The sequence below is a fragment of the Sporosarcina koreensis genome (assembly GCF_000826145.2).
Classification (GTDB): Bacteria; Bacillota; Bacilli; order Bacillales_A; family Planococcaceae; genus Sporosarcina; species Sporosarcina trichiuri.
Map to the genome: position 1 here is coordinate 388,187 of NZ_LN651335.1, position 19,513 is coordinate 407,699.

General features: G+C 53.2%; 21 protein-coding genes. 15 read left to right on the forward strand and 6 right to left on the reverse strand.

What is annotated here, in order from left to right:
• The first annotated feature begins 379 nt into the window (after positions 1-379).
• Genes BN1190_RS03440 through BN1190_RS03450 form a run of 3 tightly spaced genes read left to right on the forward strand, consistent with a single transcriptional unit; the run spans position 380 to position 3,974 of the window.
• A complete protein-coding gene (locus BN1190_RS03440) occupies positions 380-742 on the forward strand; it encodes an ArsR/SmtB family transcription factor (RefSeq protein ID WP_040285688.1) in 363 nt (120 codons plus the stop codon).
• Entirely contained in the window at positions 729-2,837 is a 2,109-nt protein-coding gene (locus BN1190_RS03445; protein ID WP_040285593.1) for a heavy metal translocating P-type ATPase, read from the forward strand. The genes BN1190_RS03440 and BN1190_RS03445 overlap by 14 nt, the downstream gene beginning before the upstream one ends.
• Before the next feature lie 27 nt (positions 2,838-2,864).
• Positions 2,865-3,974, forward strand: coding sequence for a GNAT family N-acetyltransferase (locus BN1190_RS03450; RefSeq protein ID WP_040285594.1), 1,110 nt, complete (start codon positions 2,865-2,867; stop codon positions 3,972-3,974).
• Positions 3,975-4,021: 47 nt separating this feature from the next.
• Here BN1190_RS03450 and BN1190_RS14795 read toward each other — a convergent pair whose 3' ends face one another.
• Complete coding sequence (locus BN1190_RS14795; RefSeq protein ID WP_144036067.1) at positions 4,022-4,177, reverse strand: lmo0937 family membrane protein; 156 nt, start codon at positions 4,175-4,177, stop codon at positions 4,022-4,024.
• A 133-nt stretch (positions 4,178-4,310) separates the two neighbouring features.
• On the opposite strand from BN1190_RS14795, the gene mntR reads away from it, so the two are divergent.
• The 5 genes from mntR to BN1190_RS03475 all read left to right on the forward strand — a co-directional run bounded on the left by mntR (position 4,311) and on the right by BN1190_RS03475 (position 7,531).
• The gene (mntR, locus tag BN1190_RS03455; RefSeq protein WP_040285595.1) at positions 4,311-4,718 is read left to right on the forward strand and encodes a transcriptional regulator MntR; all 408 of its coding nucleotides are present in this window, start codon (positions 4,311-4,313) and stop codon (positions 4,716-4,718) included.
• A 37-nt stretch (positions 4,719-4,755) separates the two neighbouring features.
• Complete coding sequence (locus tag BN1190_RS03460; protein WP_040285596.1) at positions 4,756-5,616, forward strand: CvfB family protein; 861 nt, start codon at positions 4,756-4,758, stop codon at positions 5,614-5,616.
• Between the two features lie 56 nt (positions 5,617-5,672).
• On the forward strand, positions 5,673-6,557 hold the full coding sequence (locus BN1190_RS03465; RefSeq protein WP_040285597.1) for a DUF1002 domain-containing protein: 885 nt from the start codon (positions 5,673-5,675) through the stop codon (positions 6,555-6,557).
• Between the two features lie 66 nt (positions 6,558-6,623).
• Positions 6,624-6,905, forward strand: a complete 282-nt coding sequence (locus tag BN1190_RS03470) for a GNAT family N-acetyltransferase (protein WP_040285598.1) — start codon at positions 6,624-6,626, stop codon at positions 6,903-6,905.
• 140 nt (positions 6,906-7,045) lie between these two features.
• Positions 7,046-7,531: a DUF4064 domain-containing protein gene (locus BN1190_RS03475; protein WP_052461668.1), complete on the forward strand. Its 486-nt coding sequence runs from the start codon at positions 7,046-7,048 to the stop codon at positions 7,529-7,531.
• A gap of 38 nt (positions 7,532-7,569) precedes the next feature.
• Here the strand turns inward: BN1190_RS03475 and BN1190_RS03480 are convergent, their stop codons facing one another.
• Positions 7,570-8,070 carry a GNAT family N-acetyltransferase gene (locus BN1190_RS03480; protein ID WP_040285599.1) on the reverse strand — a complete coding sequence of 167 codons (501 nt, stop codon included), beginning with the start codon at positions 8,068-8,070 and terminating at the stop codon, positions 7,570-7,572.
• Between the two features lie 189 nt (positions 8,071-8,259).
• Between BN1190_RS03480 and BN1190_RS03485 the strand changes: the two genes are divergently transcribed.
• The 3 genes from BN1190_RS03485 (at position 8,260) to BN1190_RS03495 (ending at position 10,073) form a co-directional block, all read left to right on the forward strand.
• Positions 8,260-8,634 carry a hypothetical protein gene (locus BN1190_RS03485; protein ID WP_040285600.1) on the forward strand — a complete coding sequence of 125 codons (375 nt, stop codon included), beginning with the start codon at positions 8,260-8,262 and terminating at the stop codon, positions 8,632-8,634.
• 262 nt (positions 8,635-8,896) lie between these two features.
• Positions 8,897-9,751, forward strand: coding sequence for a membrane protein insertase YidC (gene yidC, locus BN1190_RS03490; protein ID WP_052461676.1), 855 nt, complete (start codon positions 8,897-8,899; stop codon positions 9,749-9,751).
• Between the two features lie 76 nt (positions 9,752-9,827).
• The gene (locus BN1190_RS03495; RefSeq protein WP_040285601.1) at positions 9,828-10,073 is read left to right on the forward strand and encodes a hypothetical protein; all 246 of its coding nucleotides are present in this window, start codon (positions 9,828-9,830) and stop codon (positions 10,071-10,073) included.
• 52 nt (positions 10,074-10,125) lie between these two features.
• On the opposite strand, the gene BN1190_RS03500 is transcribed toward BN1190_RS03495, so the two are convergent.
• Positions 10,126-11,280 (reverse strand): 3-phenylpropionate MFS transporter, encoded by a 1,155-nt coding sequence (locus tag BN1190_RS03500; RefSeq protein ID WP_040285602.1) that lies wholly within the window; start codon positions 11,278-11,280, stop codon positions 10,126-10,128.
• Positions 11,281-11,462: 182 nt separating this feature from the next.
• Here BN1190_RS03500 and BN1190_RS03505 point away from each other — a divergent pair, with 182 nt between their 5' ends.
• The gene (locus BN1190_RS03505) at positions 11,463-12,341 is read left to right on the forward strand and encodes a D-alanyl-D-alanine carboxypeptidase family protein (protein WP_040285603.1); all 879 of its coding nucleotides are present in this window, start codon (positions 11,463-11,465) and stop codon (positions 12,339-12,341) included.
• Positions 12,342-12,433: 92 nt separating this feature from the next.
• Here BN1190_RS03505 and cls read toward each other — a convergent pair whose 3' ends face one another.
• Complete coding sequence (gene cls, locus BN1190_RS03510) at positions 12,434-13,885, reverse strand: cardiolipin synthase (protein ID WP_040285604.1); 1,452 nt, start codon at positions 13,883-13,885, stop codon at positions 12,434-12,436.
• Positions 13,886-14,149: 264 nt separating this feature from the next.
• Here cls and BN1190_RS14975 point away from each other — a divergent pair, with 264 nt between their 5' ends.
• Positions 14,150-14,290 (forward strand): Lmo0850 family protein, encoded by a 141-nt coding sequence (locus BN1190_RS14975; RefSeq protein WP_179860737.1) that lies wholly within the window; start codon positions 14,150-14,152, stop codon positions 14,288-14,290.
• Between the two features lie 54 nt (positions 14,291-14,344).
• On the opposite strand, the gene BN1190_RS03515 is transcribed toward BN1190_RS14975, so the two are convergent.
• Positions 14,345-15,523, reverse strand: coding sequence for an FtsW/RodA/SpoVE family cell cycle protein (locus tag BN1190_RS03515; protein ID WP_040285605.1), 1,179 nt, complete (start codon positions 15,521-15,523; stop codon positions 14,345-14,347).
• A 133-nt stretch (positions 15,524-15,656) separates the two neighbouring features.
• Entirely contained in the window at positions 15,657-16,838 is a 1,182-nt protein-coding gene (locus tag BN1190_RS03520) for an FtsW/RodA/SpoVE family cell cycle protein (RefSeq protein WP_040285606.1), read from the reverse strand.
• Positions 16,839-17,053: 215 nt separating this feature from the next.
• Between BN1190_RS03520 and BN1190_RS03525 the strand changes: the two genes are divergently transcribed.
• A complete protein-coding gene (locus BN1190_RS03525) occupies positions 17,054-18,121 on the forward strand; it encodes a D-alanine--D-alanine ligase (RefSeq protein ID WP_040285607.1) in 1,068 nt (355 codons plus the stop codon).
• A gap of 11 nt (positions 18,122-18,132) precedes the next feature.
• The gene (locus BN1190_RS03530; RefSeq protein WP_040285608.1) at positions 18,133-19,512 is read left to right on the forward strand and encodes a UDP-N-acetylmuramoyl-tripeptide--D-alanyl-D-alanine ligase; all 1,380 of its coding nucleotides are present in this window, start codon (positions 18,133-18,135) and stop codon (positions 19,510-19,512) included.
• Position 19,513: the final 1 nt, after the last annotated feature.

Here is a 19,513-nt window from a genome sequence, read left to right on the forward strand (position 1 = left end):
GAGGCGTCTTAATTGCACGACGGCGGCGAACTGGAGAGCTTCATGCAAAAAGGGCCGTCTTAATTGCACGACGGCGGTGAAACTGGAGAGCTCCGTGCAAAAAGAGGCGTCTTAATTGCACGATGGCGTTGAACTTGGGGAGCTTTGTGCAATAAGCACAAGCCCAACTGCGACTCAGCCAAAAAATCACCTGTGAGCCGAAAATCGCCTGCTAAGCCTCTCTGCCAAGCAAGCGATTTCCAAAGTTCCCGGCAGGTCATTCCTTAACGTTCAAATGCCCGTTTGACTTTGCTTGCCAAACCGAATTGTCCGGCATATACTGAACGTACAATCAAATCATCGTTTGAATAACAACTACAGAGGAGCGGTCCTATTGAAGATGATCGATACGTGCGATGAGAAACTCGTCCATGACGAAGTGGTGGAAGGTATACAGCAGGAACTGCCGCGGGTCGGCGGCATGGTGCAGCTGTTCAAGGCGCTTGCCGATGAAACGCGCCTGAAAATTGCGTACTCCCTGACGTTGAAAGAGGAACTGTGCGTCTGCGATGTCGGGGCGATCATCGGTGCCTCGAATGCGACAGCCTCACATCACCTGCGGTATTTGAAAGAGAACGGACTGGCGCGTTCCGAACGGAGAGGCAAGATGGTGTATTACTCCCTCGCGGATGAGCATGTATTCCAGCTTGTGAAAATTGCACACGAACATACGATGGAAGGTGAACTGGATGGAGGACACTAAGCAGAATGAATACCGGCTTGAAAACTTGAGCTGCGCCAACTGTGCAGCCAAATTTGAAAAGAATGTGAGCCGGCTGCCGCAAGTGGAAGCTGCCACTGTCAATTTCGGCGCAAGCAAACTGTCGTTTGCGGGTGATGCGACCGTCCAGGAACTCGAATCAGCCGGTGCTTTCGACGGCATCCGGGTCGTCCCGGTCACCCAGAGGAAACCGACGCCGAAAACGCCGTTCTTCAAAAGACGGGAAAACATCGTTTCGCTCATTTCCCTTGTTTTACTGGTGGCCGGACTGTTCGTTTCAAACCAGTATGGCGAAACGAACCTGACGGCAATCCTCCTGTTCGCAGCGGCCATCGTTGTCGGCGGCACCTCGATGTTCATCGACGGACTGAAGAATCTTGTCCGCCTCGATTTCGACATGAATACACTCATGACGATTGCGATCATCGGCGCGGCGATCATCGGTGAGTGGCGGGAAGCGGCCGTCGTCGTATTGCTGTTCGCGATCAGTGAAGCGCTCGAATCCTACAGCATGAACAAAGCCCGGCAGTCCATCAGCAGCCTGGTCGACATCGCCCCGCCGTCCGCCGAAGTCCTGCGCGATGGCCGGACGATCGAACTGCCGACCGAGGAGATCCGGATCGGTGATGTGCTGATCGTCAAGCCGGGCCAGAAAATCGCTATGGACGGCACCGTGTCAAGCGGACGTTCCACCGTGAACCAGGCGGCAATCACAGGGGAATCGATCCCTGTCGTCAAAAAGCTGAATGATACCGTTTTCGCAGGCACCCTGAACGAAGAAGGGGCGCTTGAAGTGACGGTCACGAAACTGGTCGAGGATACGACAATCGCGAAGATCGTCCACCTTGTCGAGGATGCGCAGGCGGAAAAAGCGCCGTCCCAGCAGTTCATCGACAAGTTCGCAAAATACTATACACCGGCCATCATCGCGATTGCCGCGCTGACAGCCGTCCTGCCGCCGCTGTTCGGCGCCGACTGGCACACATGGATCTACCAGGGGCTCGCTGTTCTGGTTGTCGGCTGTCCGTGCGCACTCGTCGTTTCGACACCTGTCGCCATCGTCACGGCGATCGGCAACGCTGCACGTCAAGGCGTACTCATCAAGGGCGGTGTCCATCTTGAAGAAATGGGGCACATCCGGACTGTCGCCTTTGATAAGACAGGCACGCTGACAAAAGGCTACCCGGAAGTGACAGATATCATTACAGCAGATGAATTCAATGAACAGGACGTCCTGCGCAGCGTCGCCGCTGTCGAGCGGCTGTCACAGCACCCGCTCGCACGCGCGCTCGTCAATGCTGCGGACGCCCGGGGATCAGAGGAAGTGAAGTCCGAACAATTCCAGTCCGTCACGGGTAAAGGCGCCATGGCAGATGTGGAAGGCAGGCAGGTAGCTGTCGGCAGCATCCGGTGGGTGGAAGAGCTTACCGAGCTGCCAGCAACCGCGGCATCCGAAGCAAAACGTCTCCAGCAGGAAGGGAAATCGGTGATGGGCACAGTGATCGACGGTGCATTCGCCGCATTGTTCGCGGTCGCCGATCCGATCCGACCCGAGAGCCGTCCGGTGCTCGAACGATTGAAAGCGATCGGTATCGAGTCGACGGTCATGCTGACAGGGGACGACCCGAACACCGCTGCATCGATTGCTAAAGAACTCGGCATGGATGACGTCCGTGCAGGACTCATGCCGGAAGACAAACTGACTGCAATCCGCAGTCTGAGCCGGGGGAAACAGCGTGTCGCCATGGTCGGCGACGGTGTCAACGATGCGCCTGCACTTGCAGCAGCGTCCGTCGGCATCGCGATGGGCGGTGCCGGCACCGATGCTGCGCTTGAAACGGCGGACATCGCACTGATGGCCGACGATCTGGAACAACTGCCTTATACTGTGCAATTGAGCCGAAAAACATTGCGAACCATCAAAGAAAATATTATGTTTGCAGTAGGACTAAAAATTGCTGCACTGCTTCTTGTCATCCCAGGCTGGCTGACGCTGTGGATTGCGATCTTCGCGGACATGGGCGCCACCCTGCTGGTCGTGCTGAACTCACTGCGGCTCATGCGCATACAGAAATAAGAAGCAGGCGTTTGGGGGATCCTTATTATGCAACTGTACGAATGGACGATGGTGGAACAAGAACAGCTCATCCACTTTTTGACGACAAATACGTGGCCGTTCCATGCAACCCGGAATTCCGGGCGGCAGCTGATCGAAAAAGCGATCCGGGAAGGCGGATACGAATCGGATGAAGTGAAGACCTTCTGGCTCGTCAACGATCAGGGGGAGAAAGTCGGATTGGCAAAGATCCACGATATGCAGGATGACATCCCGCTCTTCGATCTGCGGATTGCCGATCAATACAGGGGACGGGGCTATGGGGCGGCAGCGCTCCGGCTCATCACCGATTACGTGTTCGGGCTGCCGGAGGGCAAAATCCGCCTTGAAGGACATACCCGTTCCGACAACCTGGCCATGAGAAAAACATTCGAACGGGCAGGCTTCGTCAAAGAAGGGCACCTGCGGCAGGCATGGTTCTCCCCAGAGGAAGACCGCTATTACGATGCCATCACCTATGGAATCACGCGTGAAGACTACATGGCCGGGAAGAAGACGCCGGTCGTCTGGGAAGACAGCGGCGGGGAAGAACAGCAAGTTCCGGAAATCCCCGACTTTCCGGATCGGTTCGAATCCGACCGGCTGCTGATCCGTATGCCCCATGTCGAGGATGTCTCTGATGTGAACAACGCCGTGCTGCAGTCGTTCAGCAGCCTTAAAGAATGGATGGACTGGGCCCAGCATATCCCGTCACTTGCGGAGACCGAACGAGTGACGCGGCAGGCGGTAGCGGATTTCATCACAAAAAAGGATCTTCGTTTCCATCTGTTCGACAAAGAAACCGGGGAATTCGCCGGTTCGTCGGGTCTTCACAGGATCGACTGGTCCGTCCCGAAATTCGAAGTCGGCTACTGGCTGGCAGAAGGGTTCACAGGGAAAGGTCTGATGACCGAAGCGGCCGGCCGGATCACGCAGTTCGCGTTCGAGGAGCTCGGCGCGAAGCGGGTGGAGATCCGGTGTGATGAGCAGAACAAAAAAAGCCGCGCCGTCGCTGAACGGCTCGGCTTCGAATTGGAAGCGATCTTGAAGAACGATGCACGTGCTGCAGACGGCACGGATCTCCGCAACACCGTGATCTATGCTAAACTGAGCCAATAGGCACAAGAAAAAAGGGATGCCGGACAAACTGCCTGGCATCCCTTTATTCAAACCCTTTTCCTTCCGGTGATCAAGTTGATGATGAAAATGATCAGTGCAATAACAAGAAGGATATGAATCAGGCCTCCGCCGATATGTGCTACCAGACCGAGCACCCAGAATACAAGTAGTGCTACAATGATAATCCAAAGTAATCCGCCCATGATGCCGTTCACTCCTTTCAGCAATCGGTTGAATTGGTTATGGTGTATAGTTACCCCGTGATAAAATGATGTAAACCCATCAGGTTTTGCGATCGGGTTCGCACAGCTACAAATGCACTTGGAGGTGTTTGGATTGGCAACACCGAGTATGGAAGATTATATCGAACAGATTTATCTGCTTATCGAAGCGAAAGGACAGGCGCGCGTGTCGGATGTGGCGGAATCGCTTTCCGTCCTTCCGTCTTCGGTTACAAAGATGGCCCAGCGTCTCCATAAGGAGGGGTATGTCGTATATGAGCGGTATAAGGACATCGCTCTCACCGGCCGGGGCCAGAACTTCGGCGAGCGTCTTGTGCAGCGCCATGAGCTGCTGGAACAGTTTTTACGCATCATCGGTGTGAAAGAGGAGAATATCTATGGCGATGTCGAAGGGATCGAGCATCACCTGAGCTGGGATGCGATGGACAGGATCACCGACCTGGTGCAGGCGATGAGGGAAGATCAGGACTTTGTGACGCAGCTGAAAGATCGCAGCGTGTGAGTTTACGGACACAAACTTAAGGAAATGGGAGATTATTATGACGAAATTATATGCGGGTACAATCCAGTCCGCCTGTCTGCAGGAGCAAGAAGGCTCCAGATGGCGCCTGACGGTGGGCGATGAGGAAGTCTATATGAATGCTTCAGAAGCACCCGAAACACTGCAGGCGGGGGACCATGCCGATGTCTTCCTGTTCAATAACAGACGGGGGGAGCTGGCAGCGACGATGCAGCTGCCTTCCATGACAGTCGGTTCATATGGGTGGGCGCGTGTGCTGCGCGTCGATGACCGGGAAGGGGCATACGTCGATATCGGGGCTTCCTTCGAAGTCCTGGTGAATAAGGCGGATCTGCCGCGTGTCCGCAAGCTGTGGCCGAAAACGGATGATGCCCTCTACATGACGCTCCGGACCGACCAGGGCGGCAATCTTTTCGGACGGCTTGTGACAGAAGAGCGTGTCCTGGAGGAAATCGGGTTTGCGGAACCTTGGCGCATGAATGAAAACCTGACAGCACGCCCATACCGGCTGCTGCCGGTCGGCTCATTCCTCCTCAGCATTCCGGATAAGTTCCGGATTTTCGTCCATGAGTCTGAAATGCTGGCGGAACCCCGTCTCGGTGAGGAGCTGTCCGTCCGTGTGATCGACGTCCAAAAAGACGGCACATTGAACGGCTCCCTCATGCCGCGCAAACAGGAGCGGCTCGATGATGATGCTGAGATGATTCTCGGTTATTTAAACGAAGCTGGCGGCAAAATGCCGTTCACCGATAAGTCGGAACCTGAAGAGATCGCCGAAATGTTCGGCATCAGCAAGGGTGCGTTCAAGCGGGCGCTCGGCCGTCTGATGAAAGACGGCAAGGCTGCTCAGCAGGACGGCTGGACCCGTCTGTCCGAGTGAACCGGGAACCTTTTCCTGACGGGAATCGTATCTATTGGAAACGAGGAGGTAGACGAATGAAACGACTATTCATGACAGGCCTTGCTGCCGTATTGTCAGTGGGACTGCTTGTGCCGGGCGCTGTTTCGGCCGATTCATCCATCAATGAGAAACTGGGCGTGCCGATTGTCGTCTATGGCGCCAACCTTTCCAAAGATGAACAGGCGAGCGTCAAGAAAAGTCTGAAAGTGGACGAAGAGGCGGAAGTCGAAGAAATCGACGTGACAGGCAAGGACCTGGTCACGTATATCAAAGACGGCGATCCGAATGCACGCATGTATTCCTCGGCGAAAATAATGAGACAGGATGCAGGAAAAGGATTAGTCATCACGATTGTTACACAAGATAACATTACGCAAGTAACGCCGGATATGTATGCAACGGCTATGCTGACCGCCGGCATCGAGGATGCGAAGGTCGATGTGGCAGCTCCGAAGAAAGTATCGGGGCACTCGGCACTCGTCGGTATCTACAAAGCATATGAAGTGAGCGGCGAGACGCTCGACAAAGAGCGCACCGACGTCGCAAACGACGAACTGGAAGTTGCAACAAAGCTGTCCGGGGAAGGGGTCGACAAAGAAAAAGTCGCCGAACTTCTGACGGACATCAAACAGCAGATCGCGGACAAAAATCCTGCAACGAAAGAAGATGTCGAGCGCATCGTTAAAGAACAGCTCGAGAAGCACAAAATCGAACTGAGCGATGCCGACCGTCAGCTGCTGATCGACCTGATGGACCGGATCCGGAATCTGGATATCGATTTCTCGAAGCTGTCCGATCAACTGAATGATATGGCTTCCAAGGTGAAAGAGAAACTTGGCGATATCGACCCGAGCTTCTGGGAAAAAGTGAAGGACTTCTTCAATGGTCTGGTCGATTCAGTGAAGTCGATTTTCCAATGACCCGGGCAGGAATGTTTGAGCTGACGGACAAATCTGGTAGCATAGGAAAAAAAGGAGGCTGTTCTCATGGAATTTGACTTGAAGGAGCTTGGCGGCGATGCATATGCGTTCCAATATGTACAGGATGAAGCGAAGAAAGCGGAAATCACGTGGACACTTCTTGGCGATGTCATGGTGATGGACCATACGTATGTGTCCGAAGATCTGAGAGGCGGCGGTGTTGCAAAGAAACTGCTGGACCGTGCAGCCGGCTATGCGAGAGAGCACAACTACAAGATGGAGGCTGTCTGCTCCTATGTTGTAACAGCATTCAACCGGTATGATGAGTATAATGATGTAAAAGCATGAACAGATGAATATCCTGCCGTATGAAAAAAGCGGGCTGCTTGAGCAACGAGCAGTCCGCTTTTTTTAGTGAACGAAATGTGAAACGTTTTGTGCTATCATGCGTATAGGTAACTATCAATAGAAAAAGAGAGGCGATTTATTTGAGCAGGACAGCAGAACGCGTACTTGGAATCATCGGCATCGTATTTACGGTGATCAGTATTTTCGGCGCAGTTTTCGGCGCGGTCATCTTCCGCATGTTCACCACCAATGCGGACTTCAGGCAGGAGATCGAGATGGAACTCTACTCCGACCCGGCGATGACGCCGGCGGACATTGATATGTTCTTCAATATGTTCGACGCATTTGGCGGGTTCCTCTGGTTCGTTGTCGTGTTCTTCCTCATCAGTCTCATGCTCAACATTTTCGGACTCGTGAAGATCTGGAACAACAAAAATCCGAAACTGGCAGGCATCCTGTTCATCATAGCGGGACTGACCGCAGGGATTGTGTCACTGACATCGATCCTGCTCTACGTTGCAGGCATCATGTGCCTGACGCGGAAAGAGACATTGCCGCCGCGCGACTACCAGGATCCGCTTGTGACGGACACACCACCGGGAGACGACGGAATGCGGCCCTTGTAAAACAGGACTGGAGCAGCCGAATCGGCCGCTCCAGTTTTTTATACGCAGACAGCGGATGGCTGCCGCAGTGCGTATACATATTGGGCTGTTTCGACAGGCACCCCTTCGAACTCTTCATCGAACACATCGAGAAGTTCGAAGCCGAGGCTTTCGCAGAATGCTTTTGCCGGGTCATTGAGGTCGTCGACATAGATATACAGACGGGATGCCCCTTCCAGCAGCGACAGCGCTCCCTTGAACAGTTCCCGGCCGATTCCGCGGCGCTGATACTCGGGCAGGATATACAAGGCCGTCAGTTCTGAATCACCATCCTGGTCGACGAACGTCATATTCAGGAATCCGACCGGCCGGCCATCGGACTCGGCAATCAGGATTTCCGTCTTTTCCATCCGCTTGGCCATCATCGGCGCGGAATAGGCGCCAGCCAAGTAGTTCTGCTGCACAGATTCCGGCAGCAATTCAGTAAATGCATCTTTCCACGTATCATAGGCAATGTGCTGGACAGCGGCAATATCTTCTTCGATCATTTGGCGAATCAATGTGCTCTCACCTCAACATTCCTTTCTTTTATCATAACAAAATGATGGACCGAAGACTAGGGATAGTCAGACTTGTCATGAAAATGAAATGTCCCGTGAGTTTTGTTGTGAAGATACAGGGTATACTTTCTATACGATTCGAATATATGATATCGATAACGTCAGTAAAAACTTGGAGGATTGATCCATATGGCTAAAAAACGTAATGGGATATTGCTTGCAACACTTGCAGCGGGCGCTTATGCGTATTTCAGTAAAAAAGAGAATCGGGACAAGGCACAAGTGGCCGTCAACAACCTGATGACGAAAGTGGACTCTTTTGTCCAGTCGAAAAAAGCCGAGTATTCCGATGATACAAAAGCTGGTCTGTCGGATCCTTATGACTTCCAGGATAATAAGATGGTGGAAGAAGGCGCACAGACGAGCGTACATTATTATAATCAGGAAGTGGAAGATAAGAGCAAGGAATCGAAAGAAGATGGACTGTATCATAAGAAGGTCGATAAGAGCATAACGGACAACCTTGAATCCGGCGAAGCTCAGAAGGATTCGGATAAAGCCTAAGAAGGCAGGGTGCTAATCCTGCGGACTGCCGCAATTTCATAACGCACGAGCCTGCAGCATACGCTGATTACAGTGATGCGTGCAGGCTTCTTGTCGTGTCTGTTTATTTCTGATGGGTTTCATTGTAATTGTGAATCGGGTTGAGGTATACTTTCTGAAGGGACAAAAGTTTGTCAGACGTTCTGAAATTTCCGTCAGTGTCCAGTCGGTCGACGGATATGCCGGATATGCTGATAGTTTGAAAATAGCGAAGGTGGATTTTGTGAAAAAAAGAATTGGCTTTGTGACAATGTTGGCGACAGCTGCTGTTTTGCTGAGCGGCTGTACAAGTGTTCAGGAACAGCGGGGGACATTCTATGGGATATTCGTCAAACCGATGGAATGGCTGCTCCATAATTTAGGGGAAGCCTTCAATGGCAGCTACGGTCTCGCAATCATCGTCATCACTATGGCGATCCGTCTGCTGCTGATGCCTCTCATGTTGAAGAACTATAAATCTCAGCAGGAAATGAAAGTGAAGATGGATGCACTGAAACCTGAAATGGAAGTCATCCAGAAACAGATGAAGGAAGCGCAGAAAGCGGGCAACAAAGAACAGCAGATGAAGCTGCAGCAGGAAATGATGGGCCTTTATTCGAAGCATAATGTCAACCCGCTCAATATGGGCTGTCTGCCGCTGATCATCCAGATGCCGATCATCATGGGCCTCTACTTCGCCATCCTGTATGCCGATGAGACGATCAAAAGCCATCAGTTCCTCTGGTTTGAGCTTGGGAAGCCGGATATCATCATGATGCTGGTTGCCGGAGCCGTCTATTTCGTCCAGGCACGTGTCTCACTCTGGACAATGCCGGAGCAGCAGAAACAGCAGATGAAACTGTTCGTCTACATTTCTCCGATCATGATCATGTTCATCTCCTACCGTGTCGCCGCAGCACTTCCGCTGTACTGGGCAGTCGGCGGTCTGTTCATGATTTTCCAGACATATTTGGGCCGCAAGTTCTACTACAAACATACGGCAGCTGAGCTGGAAGTCGAACCGGATGGTCAGGTGGATGTTGAAATTGTCGATCCGGCTGATGAGAAAAAGCACACGGGCAAGAAGAAGAGCAAATGATCTGCTGATGTGCACAAGCCGGGGCCTTTCGCTCCGGCTTCTTTTTATACATAGCACAGGAGGAAAGGGTGATCCGATGAACATCAGTTGGTTATATGGAATCGGCATTGTAGCGGCAGGACTGTTTTCGCTTGTTTTCATCATCAGGCTGGATTTCCCGAATGCGCTGATCGGGATGATCGCCTTGTTCGCTCTTACGAACAGTGCACGGGCCAGACAGTTCCGGGGACAGGGGGCCGTGCGGGAAGCACGCTGGATGCAGGGCCTGTCCATCCTCTTTACTGTCGCGTTAGCGGTCGTCCTTATTTTAAGGATGATTTGACAGGCAAACAAACGGAACGGCCATGCTGAAGGCAGCATGGCCGTTCCGTTTTTCAGTAGTGCAATCGGTTCCGTGTCGCCAGGACGATCAGGACAGCGGGTATCGTACAGACAGCCATCCCTAAGAAGGCAAGCCCCGGTGAAAAATCATACAGATAGCCGGCTGGTACGGTCAGGACAGCTGTACTGAGACTCATCGCGAACGCGGCATACATCCCTTGAGCGGGAGCGATCTGCTGTTTCGGCAGCCGGGACGATATGTAATGGACGAATGCATAATGGGCCACACCGAACGAAATGGCATGGAGAGTCTGGGACAGGACGAAAACCGGTGTGATCGGAAACAGGAAGACCAGGAACCAGCGGACTGTTGAACCGATGCCCGCGATGAGGAACATCGTCGACGTCTTCACATTTGCAAGAAGCCTGTCAGATACCCGAAAGAAAACGATCTCGAACAGGACGGCCACATTCAAGATGACCCCGATCCAAATGCCGGACACCCCAAGATCATCCAGGTAGATGAATCCGAAACTGTAATAGGCGGCATGGGCGCCCTGCAGAAGAACGGCCAGGACAGTGATCGTGAAGAATCCTTTTGTCCTGAAAAGCGTCCGTAACTTTGCGTGCCCGCCATCATTCTCCGTCCGTTTCGGTACCGTACGCAAAGCAGCCGGTGCCGGACGCGTGTAAAACAGGAGAGCGGCTGCAAGACCGGCAATCATCAGGTAGAGAATCGATTGTTCGCCCCAGACGCTCGTCGCTGCGCCGACAAGGAGCAATGCAGCTGTATAGCCGATCGAGCCGAACGAGCGGCTGCGTCCGTAATGGATACGCTCGGTCTGCATCAGCAGCGTAGCCCCGCTTTCTGCGGCGGGCAGGCTCATCGGATAGATGGCGCTGAACAGGATCGTGACAGCTGCAAGCACCCAGACTGGTGACTCCGGAATATAGAGCACCGCGAAAACGAGTGAAACGGCCGCGAGCCACTGGGTGATCGTACGGAGGGATGCACGGCGTGTCAGCGCAGGAAAGACGAGGAATGTGGTGAGTGCGCGGGCCGCCATACCGACACCCATGATCACGCTGGCACCTGACACCGAGAGACCTTTTTCGAGCGTCAGCCAGCCTGTCCAGTAAGGCAGGAAAATTCCCCATGTAAAGAAAAATGCGAAAAAGCTTGCAGACAGCCAGCGCTGATTGTTCATGAGGGTTCATCCTTCACTGAGAAATAGATTTGAAATCCCATGATAGCATACTTTCCGGAAAGGACAGTAGTCGCTGGACGAAAATGATGGTAGACTATGAAATGGACTGTTTGTCATCAACCTGTAACAATACGGAACGACCAATACAAGTTTTCACAGAAGAGAAAGAAGGCAAGGCAACGATGAAGCGAAGTACGCATGAGCGGCGGCCGGGAAGAAAACAGCCGAAAGGACGGATTGCCATCCTCTCGGTCATTGCAGCTGCCCTGGCAGGTATCGTCATATGGATTGGCGTCAATGATTGGAATGTCACAAAAACGATGGAACAGGCGGGGCTTGCCGAGTCATCGGCGGAACTGACGGAAGCCCCCGAGCAGCAGCAAAAGCCGCTAAAGCAGCCGGAACAACCGGCACAAACGGAAAAACAAGAACCGCCTGTAACGGAGACGGAACCGGCAGAACCGGCAGACGCCGATGATGCAGAGGAGCCTGAAGAGCCGTTCGATGGCGGGTATGTGGAGGGACAGACCTTGCCGAAAGAGCCGACCTATGTAAACGGGATTCTGGTCGCCAATAAGAAGCATCCGCTGCCGGAAGACTTTGCTCCTGGAGAGGACAAAGCAGCACGCGCGGCTTTCGAGGAGATGGCAGCTGAGGCCAAGCTGTCCAGCTTCAACTTGACGGCATTCAGCACATTCCGGTCGTATGACTACCAAGTGACCTTATACAACCGGTATGCGGACCGGGACGGACAGGAGGCTGCGGACCGGTACAGCGCGCGGCCGGGCTATTCGGAGCACCAGACAGGCCTTGCGTTCGATATCGGGGAAGTGAACCATGAAAAACATTGGGCATCGGAGTCGTTCGGCGAAACCGAAGCCGGTAAATGGCTTCTTGCAAATGCGCACCGGTACGGCTTCATTCTCCGCTATCCGAAAAACAAGGAAGACATCACGGGCTATATGCACGAAGCCTGGCATTTCCGCTATGTAGGAAAAGAGATGGCGGAAGAGATCTTCAAGAAAAACATCACGCTGGAAGAATATTTAGGGCTGGAATGAAAAACTGCACGGCGAGGCGTAAATGCCTTTCCGTGCAGTTTTTTGTATGCTGGTCAAACAATGGAACGCACTGAACTTGGATGCCTGCAGTGCTAAAGAATTGGTGAAAGCAAGCGGGAGACGGATTCTTTGACCTTGATGGTGCGGGAGCGGTTCAAATACATATCGTACGTCAGCTCCGTCGATAACTGGATATCCTGCTCGAACAGCTCTGCGAGTTCCCTTGATATCTCACGGTCATACAAGAAGGCGTTGATTTCAAAGTTGAGGCGGAAACTGCGCTCGTCGATATTGGCTGTACCGACCGTCGACAGTTCATCGTCCACGACGATCTGCTTGGAATGGATGAAGCCATTCTCATAGATATAGACACGGGCTCCCGCTTTCAGCAATGTGCCGATATTGGAGTAGGTCGCCCAGTAGACGAACATGTGATCCGGTTTGTTCGGAATCATGATCCGCACATCCACGCCGGACAGGCAGGCGATCCGCAGCGCATCGAGGAAGCTGACATCCGGTATGAAGTACGGTGTCTGGATATAGATATATTCCTTCGCGATGAAGATCATCTTCAAATAGCCGTCCTTGATCTGCTCCCATTCGTTGTCGGGACCGCTGGAAACAATCTGCATACCGACGGATCCCTTGCGGGGGATCACCGGGAAGTAACGATCATTGTATTGGACCTCACTCGATGACAGCGCCTGGTTCCAGTCGAGCAGGAAGCGGGTCTGCAGCGGATGGACGGCGCTCCCTTCGATGCGCAGATGCGTATCCCGCCAATAGCCGAATTTCTTGCTCATGCCGAGATACTCGTCTCCGACATTGAAGCCGCCGACGTACGCAATCCGGCCGTCGATCACGACAATCTTCCGGTGATTCCGGTAGTTCAGCCGGGGATTGATCAGCGGCATGAGTGCAGGGAAGAAGGCGGCTGCCTCCCCGCCATTATCCGTCAGCTCCTTCAGATGCCTGACATGCAGCCCACGGGAACCGATATCGTCGAACAGCACACGGACCTTCACGCCCTGTTTCGCTTTTTTCACAAGAACTTCCATTATGTGAGAACCGATTTTGTCGAGGCGCAGAATATAGTACTGGAAATGGATATGATCTTTTGCATTCTCCAGATCCTTCAGGAGGGACTCGAATTTGGCTTTGCCGTCATTGAAGACTTCTACGTCATTGTCCTGTGTCAATACTGCATGGTTGTTTTTCAGATGGAGATAGATCATATCGTGATAATGTGCGGTATCATCAAGCTGGAATTCGAACGTTTCGTCTTCGATGGCTTCCATCTGGTAATCGATGAGTGTTTCAATACCGATCCGGTCGCGCCCCGACCATCTGAACAGATGCTTTTTCCGCAGCTGCCTGCCGAGAAGCAAATAGATGATGAATCCGAACAGAGGAATGAAGAACAGGACAAGCAGCCAGGCCCAGGTCGCGGCCGCATCCCGCCGTTCCAGAAATATGAGGATCCCGGCCAGCACCACGTTCAGCGTCAGGATGGCCACCGTGAGAATGCCGATAATTTCAGTCATGTTATGCCCCCTTTCTCAACTTTGCGTTATTCCTATAGTATACATGAATGGAGCGGATTGTCTCCGATTACAGGCGAGACAGCTGTTCGGCCGTGTGCGGACCCAACAAGAACTAAAACATACTGTAATGAAAATGAAAGGTTAAAAACTTGACAATCGTGGTATGATATAGATATCGAATATAGGCGATCCAATACCGAACAAATTAGAACCTTACATTCAATTTGTGCGTCCTGCACTATAGAAAGGTTGAGGTGGACCCAGATGGCGAAAGAAATGGACTTGAAGAAGATCATCACAAACTTGGCGAAGTTAGGTGTTTCCGCTACAATGACAAAATCTCGTCTCGACATGCTGAAGGCATTGACACCGCCTGCCCAGCAAGACCCGCAAATCCAACCATGAACGAAAATGCGCTCCGGGGAATCATTCTCCGGAGCGCATTTTTCGTTGTCCTGGTCAGTCCTCATCGGAGCTGAACAAATACGTCCGATGATGGAATTTCATACTGAATATCAGACCGATCGCGAGCATATTGCCCATCAGCGAGCTCCCGCCATAGCTGATGAACGGCAGCGGGATGCCTGTGATCGGCAGCAGCTGGATTGTCATGCCGATGTTTTCGAAGACGTGGAAGGTGATCATCGCAATGATGCCGGAAGCGATATACGTGCTGAACGGATCTTTCAGCTCGAGTGCGATTTTCGTCAAATGGTAAATCAGGAAGAAATACAGGCAGATGACAACGCTTGCGCCAAAGAATCCCCACTCCTCACCGATCACACTGAAGATGAAGTCCGTATGGCTTTCCGGCACATACACTTCTCGTGCCTTGAACCCTTTCCCGAACAATTCACCGGAACCGATGGCATTCAGCGAGGTGATCAGGTGCAGCCCTTCGTTCGACGAATACGAATAAGGGTCGAGCCAGGAATAGATCCGCTGGAACTGATACGGCTTGAAGCCGAGCGACGTCAGGAAATCCTGTGCATACATCGCCATGAGCAGCATCGTACCGCCGATCGATGCACTCCCGATGAATATCGGAAGCAGGATCTTCCAGGTAATACCGGAAACGACGGCAAGCGCTGCCGTGATGGCCAGAAAAACGAGCGCCGTCCCAAGGTCCGGCTGCAGCAGGATGAGGACGAGCGGTACGAACAGGACAATACCGATTTTCATCAGCAGCATGAAGTCCGTCTGCAGTGTCTTTTCCGTGAACTTCTCATGGTGCTTTGTAATGACGCGCGCCAGTCCGATGATGAAGAACGTTTTCATGAATTCGGCGGGCTGCAGACTGCCGATACCCGGCAGATGGAACCAGCTCTTTGCACCATTTTTCCGGGCGACCAGGTCCAGGCTCTCCGGCAGGATGAACAGGACGAAAAGAAGGAACAGGCCGCCGCCGTATATGAGCCAGGCAGCTTTCTTATACTGTTCCGGCTCAAAGTACATCGTCACCGCAATGATGATGGAGCCGATCACGTACCACTGGATCTGTGAGGGGATGAAGTTCGTGCCATATTGCCCTGTTGTCTGTGCGGAGGAGATCGCCACCAGGCTGATCGCCCCGAACAGGAGCAGGAGGAAAGCGAGAGGCCAGTCAAACCGGTCCGCCGCTTTTTGTTCGATTTTCATAATAGTTTCCACCTATGTCGTTTCTTAAGGATGCCAGAAAAAACCCCGGTCGGGTGGGGCAGACAGATGTTCAGGACTATAATCATTATAGAGCATAGAAGGACCTCCGATGTAGATGAAATTTGTCCTGTTTTTACGCTTCCTCGGCTTCGAAAAGGAAATCCTGCTGATGGAACCGCATGCTGAATACAAGCCCGATGGCGAACATGTTGCTGAACAGCGAACTGCCTCCGTAACTCACGAACGGCAGCGGGATCCCTGTGATCGGCAGCAGCTGGATATTCATGCCGATATTTTCAAGTACATGGAAGCCGATCATGGCGATGACGCCTGCAGTGATATATACGCTGAATGGGTCCTTCAATGTTAGCGCGATCTTCGTCAAATGGTAGATGAACACGAAAAATAAGGTGATGAGCAGGCTTATCCCAACGAAGCCCCATTCCTCACCGATCACACTGATGATGAAATCCGTATGATTTTCGGGTATGTACACGACGCTCTCCCGGAATCCTTTCCCTGTGAACTCCCCGGATCCGATAGCGGTCATCGCCTGGATCAGGTTATAACCTTCCTCTCCGGGATACGAGTACGGATCGAGCCACGAATACACCCGCTTGAACTGATACGGATCGAAGCCGAGTCTGACGAGGGAGTCCTGGGCATAGACAGCCATCCACAGCAGCGTCGCACCAGCAGATGCACCGACCGCCATGATCGGCGCCAATAGCTTCCAGGAAATCCCTGATGTGATGATAACGGCAGCAGTGATGGCGATGAAGACCAGCGACGTCCCGAGATCCGGCTGCTTCATGATGAAAGCGAGCGGGACAATGAGCATCACGCCGGCTTTCGCCAACAGCAGCGTATCGGTTTTCAAGGTCCTCTCCAAATTGTTCTCATTATGCAGGCTGACCATCCGGGCCAGTCCGAGGATGAAGAACGTCTTGATGAACTCGGATGGCTGGATGGTGCCGATCACCGGCAGATGCAGCCAGCGCTTGGCCCCAAGACGGGTTTCGGCAATCTGCCCTTCACCGCCGGGCGCGAACATCAGGAACAGCAGCAGGAAGATCCCGAAGCCGTACAGCGGCCAAGCGAGCTTTTTGTATGCCTGGGGTTCCAGCTGGATCATCATGAAGACGATGAACGCACCGAGCACATACCACCGGACCTGCAGCAATGCGAAGTTGGTGTTGTGGGGGCCTGATATTTGTGCGGAAGCGATGGCTGTTAAACTCACAATGAAAAATAAGACCAGATAAAAGGCAAGTGTCCAGTCGAAGCGATCTGTCCACTTGGTTGAAAGTTTCAAAGCGAAACTCCTTCCTTATGAAATGATTGCTCCAGTATAGCGCACATCAGCTGTTTTTTCATGTGATTCAATAGACGCATAACCGGAAACAGAGGTTTCTTTCCGGCCGCATGCATAGAATGAATCTGACAGCCGGATGAAAGGTTTTCTCTAGCATCGGCCCCCGTTCATGGTAAACTAGTGAGACGAAAACTAACGGATCGAGAGGGATCAGTATGAAAAAAAAGCTTGGATTGGTGTACGGGGGAAAGTCAGCGGAGCATGAGGTGTCACTGTCGACCGCCCGCGCCGTAACGAACGCAGTGGATTTCGATACGTATGAAGTGACCCCCATCTACATAACGCCCGAAGGCGAATGGCGGACAGGGGAGCCCCTGGCAGCACCTGCACAGACGGTCGATGAGCTGCGGCTTCCGGGCAGCGGGGGCAGTGAACCGGACAGCATCGCCAGGTTCCTGCAGCTGAAGCGCAAACCCGACGTCATCCTTCCGCTGCTTCACGGTACAAATGGAGAAGACGGCACCGTACAGGGGCTGTTCGAAGTGATGAACATACCGTATGCGGGAAATGGCGTTCTTGCATCCTCGGCAGGCATGGACAAAGTCATCATGAAGCAGCTGTTCGCCCAGGCGGGGCTCGCCCAGGTGCCGTACGTGCACTTCATCCGCTCTGCGTGGGAGAACAACGAAGCCCGTCTGCTCGACGCGGCGGAACAGACACTGGAATACCCGGTATTCGTAAAACCTGCAAACCTCGGATCGAGTGTCGGCATCAGCAAAGCGGACTCACGCGAGGGCCTCGCGAAAGCCATCACATTCGCTTTCAAGTTCGACCGCAAAATCATCATCGAGCAGGGCGTGACGGCCCGCGAAGTCGAAATGGGTGTTCTCGGCAATGATGAGCCGGCCTGCAGCGTCCCGGGGGAGATCAAACCTCTTGCGGCGTTCTATGATTACGAAGCGAAATACCAGGACAGCAGTACGGAGCTTGCCATTCCTGCAGAGGTGACGGAAGAGACCGCAGACCTGATGAAACAGATGGCAATCCGTGCGTTCAAAGTGCTCGACTGCTCAGGATTGGTGCGCGCCGATTTCTTTGTCACGGAAACGGACGAGGTGCTCATCAACGAAGTGAACACGATGCCGGGCTTCACGCCAACGAGCATGTTCCCGCTGCTTTGGCAGCATACAGGTGTCAGCTATCCTGAACTGATCGACAGACTGATCGAACTGGCCATTGCACGGCATGCGGAAAAGCAGCAAATACAATACACAATGGATTGAGTGGGGAAAACATGAAACGGAAACTTACAGAACTGGCAGACTGGCTTGGTGCATCCGGTCAGCTGCTTGATGAAACCCTTGTAACAGGAGCGGCTATCGATTCACGGGCAGTGAAACCAGGAAATCTGTTCATCCCGTTCCGCGGAGAGCATGCAAACGGCCATACATACGTCCGCGGTGCATTTGGTAAAGGGGCAGCTGCCTCACTCTGGCTGACGGACGAACCGAACCCGCCGGAAGACGTGCCGCTCATCTTTGTCGACGATGCAGAACTGGCGCTGCAGCAGCTCGCCCGCGCCTACCGCGCCGAACTGACGTGCAAAGTGATTGGCGTCACCGGATCGAACGGCAAAACCTCCACGAAAGATCTGCTCGCGAGTGTCCTGGGCGCAAAGTTCAGCGTGCAGAAGACCGAGGGCAATTTCAACAATGAACTCGGTCTGCCGCTGACGATTTTGTCACTTGAAGAAGAGACGGACATCGCAGTCCTGGAAATGGGCATGAGCGGATTCGGCGAGATTTCATTCCTGTCGAAACTGGCGGAACCGGACATTGCGATCATCACGAATATCGGCGAAGCGCACTTGCAGGACCTCGGCAGCCGGGAAGGTATTGCGGATGCGAAATTCGAGATCATCGACGGTCTCGCGGAAGACGGCGCGTTCTACTATGATGGCGACGAACCGCTTCTTGAGGAGCTTGTCGGCCATCACCCTGAACTCAATGCCTGCTCGTTCGGATACGGCGCATCATGTGATCTTCGTGCATCCGATATCCGCGTGACCCCTGACGGGAGCGGATTCACCGCGGCGGGCATGCTGGAAGGGAATTTCGTAATCCCGGTATACGGCGAGCACCAAGTGAAAAATTCACTCGCGGCGCTCCTCGCGGCAGACCGGCTCGGCATGACGGCTGAGGAGAGCCGGGAGGCGCTGCTGCATGCTGAACTGACGCCGATGCGCATGCAGCCGGTCCATGCAAAGAGCGGTGCATTGTTCATCAATGACGCCTATAATGCAGCGCCGACTTCGCTTCGTGCCGCCTTGTCATTCATCGGCAGCACCTCTCTCCGGAAAGACAAATGGGCCGTTCTCGGCGATATGCTGGAACTCGGGGAGAACGAACGGCAATTCCATGAATCAGTCGCGGATCAGCTGGGCACACTGTCCTTGAAAGGAATTGCCCTGTATGGACCCAGAATGCGATGGCTGTATGAAAAGCTGCTCGAAAACGGAACGGACGCGCAGCTGGTCTGGTCGGAGGATGACTATGAGCCGATCATCCGGACGCTGGCCGAGTCAGCTGACGAGGACACCGTCATCCTGCTGAAAGGCTCAAGGGGGATGGCGCTGGAACACGTGCTGGAAGGCGTGCTTGAAATGGAGGCGTGAC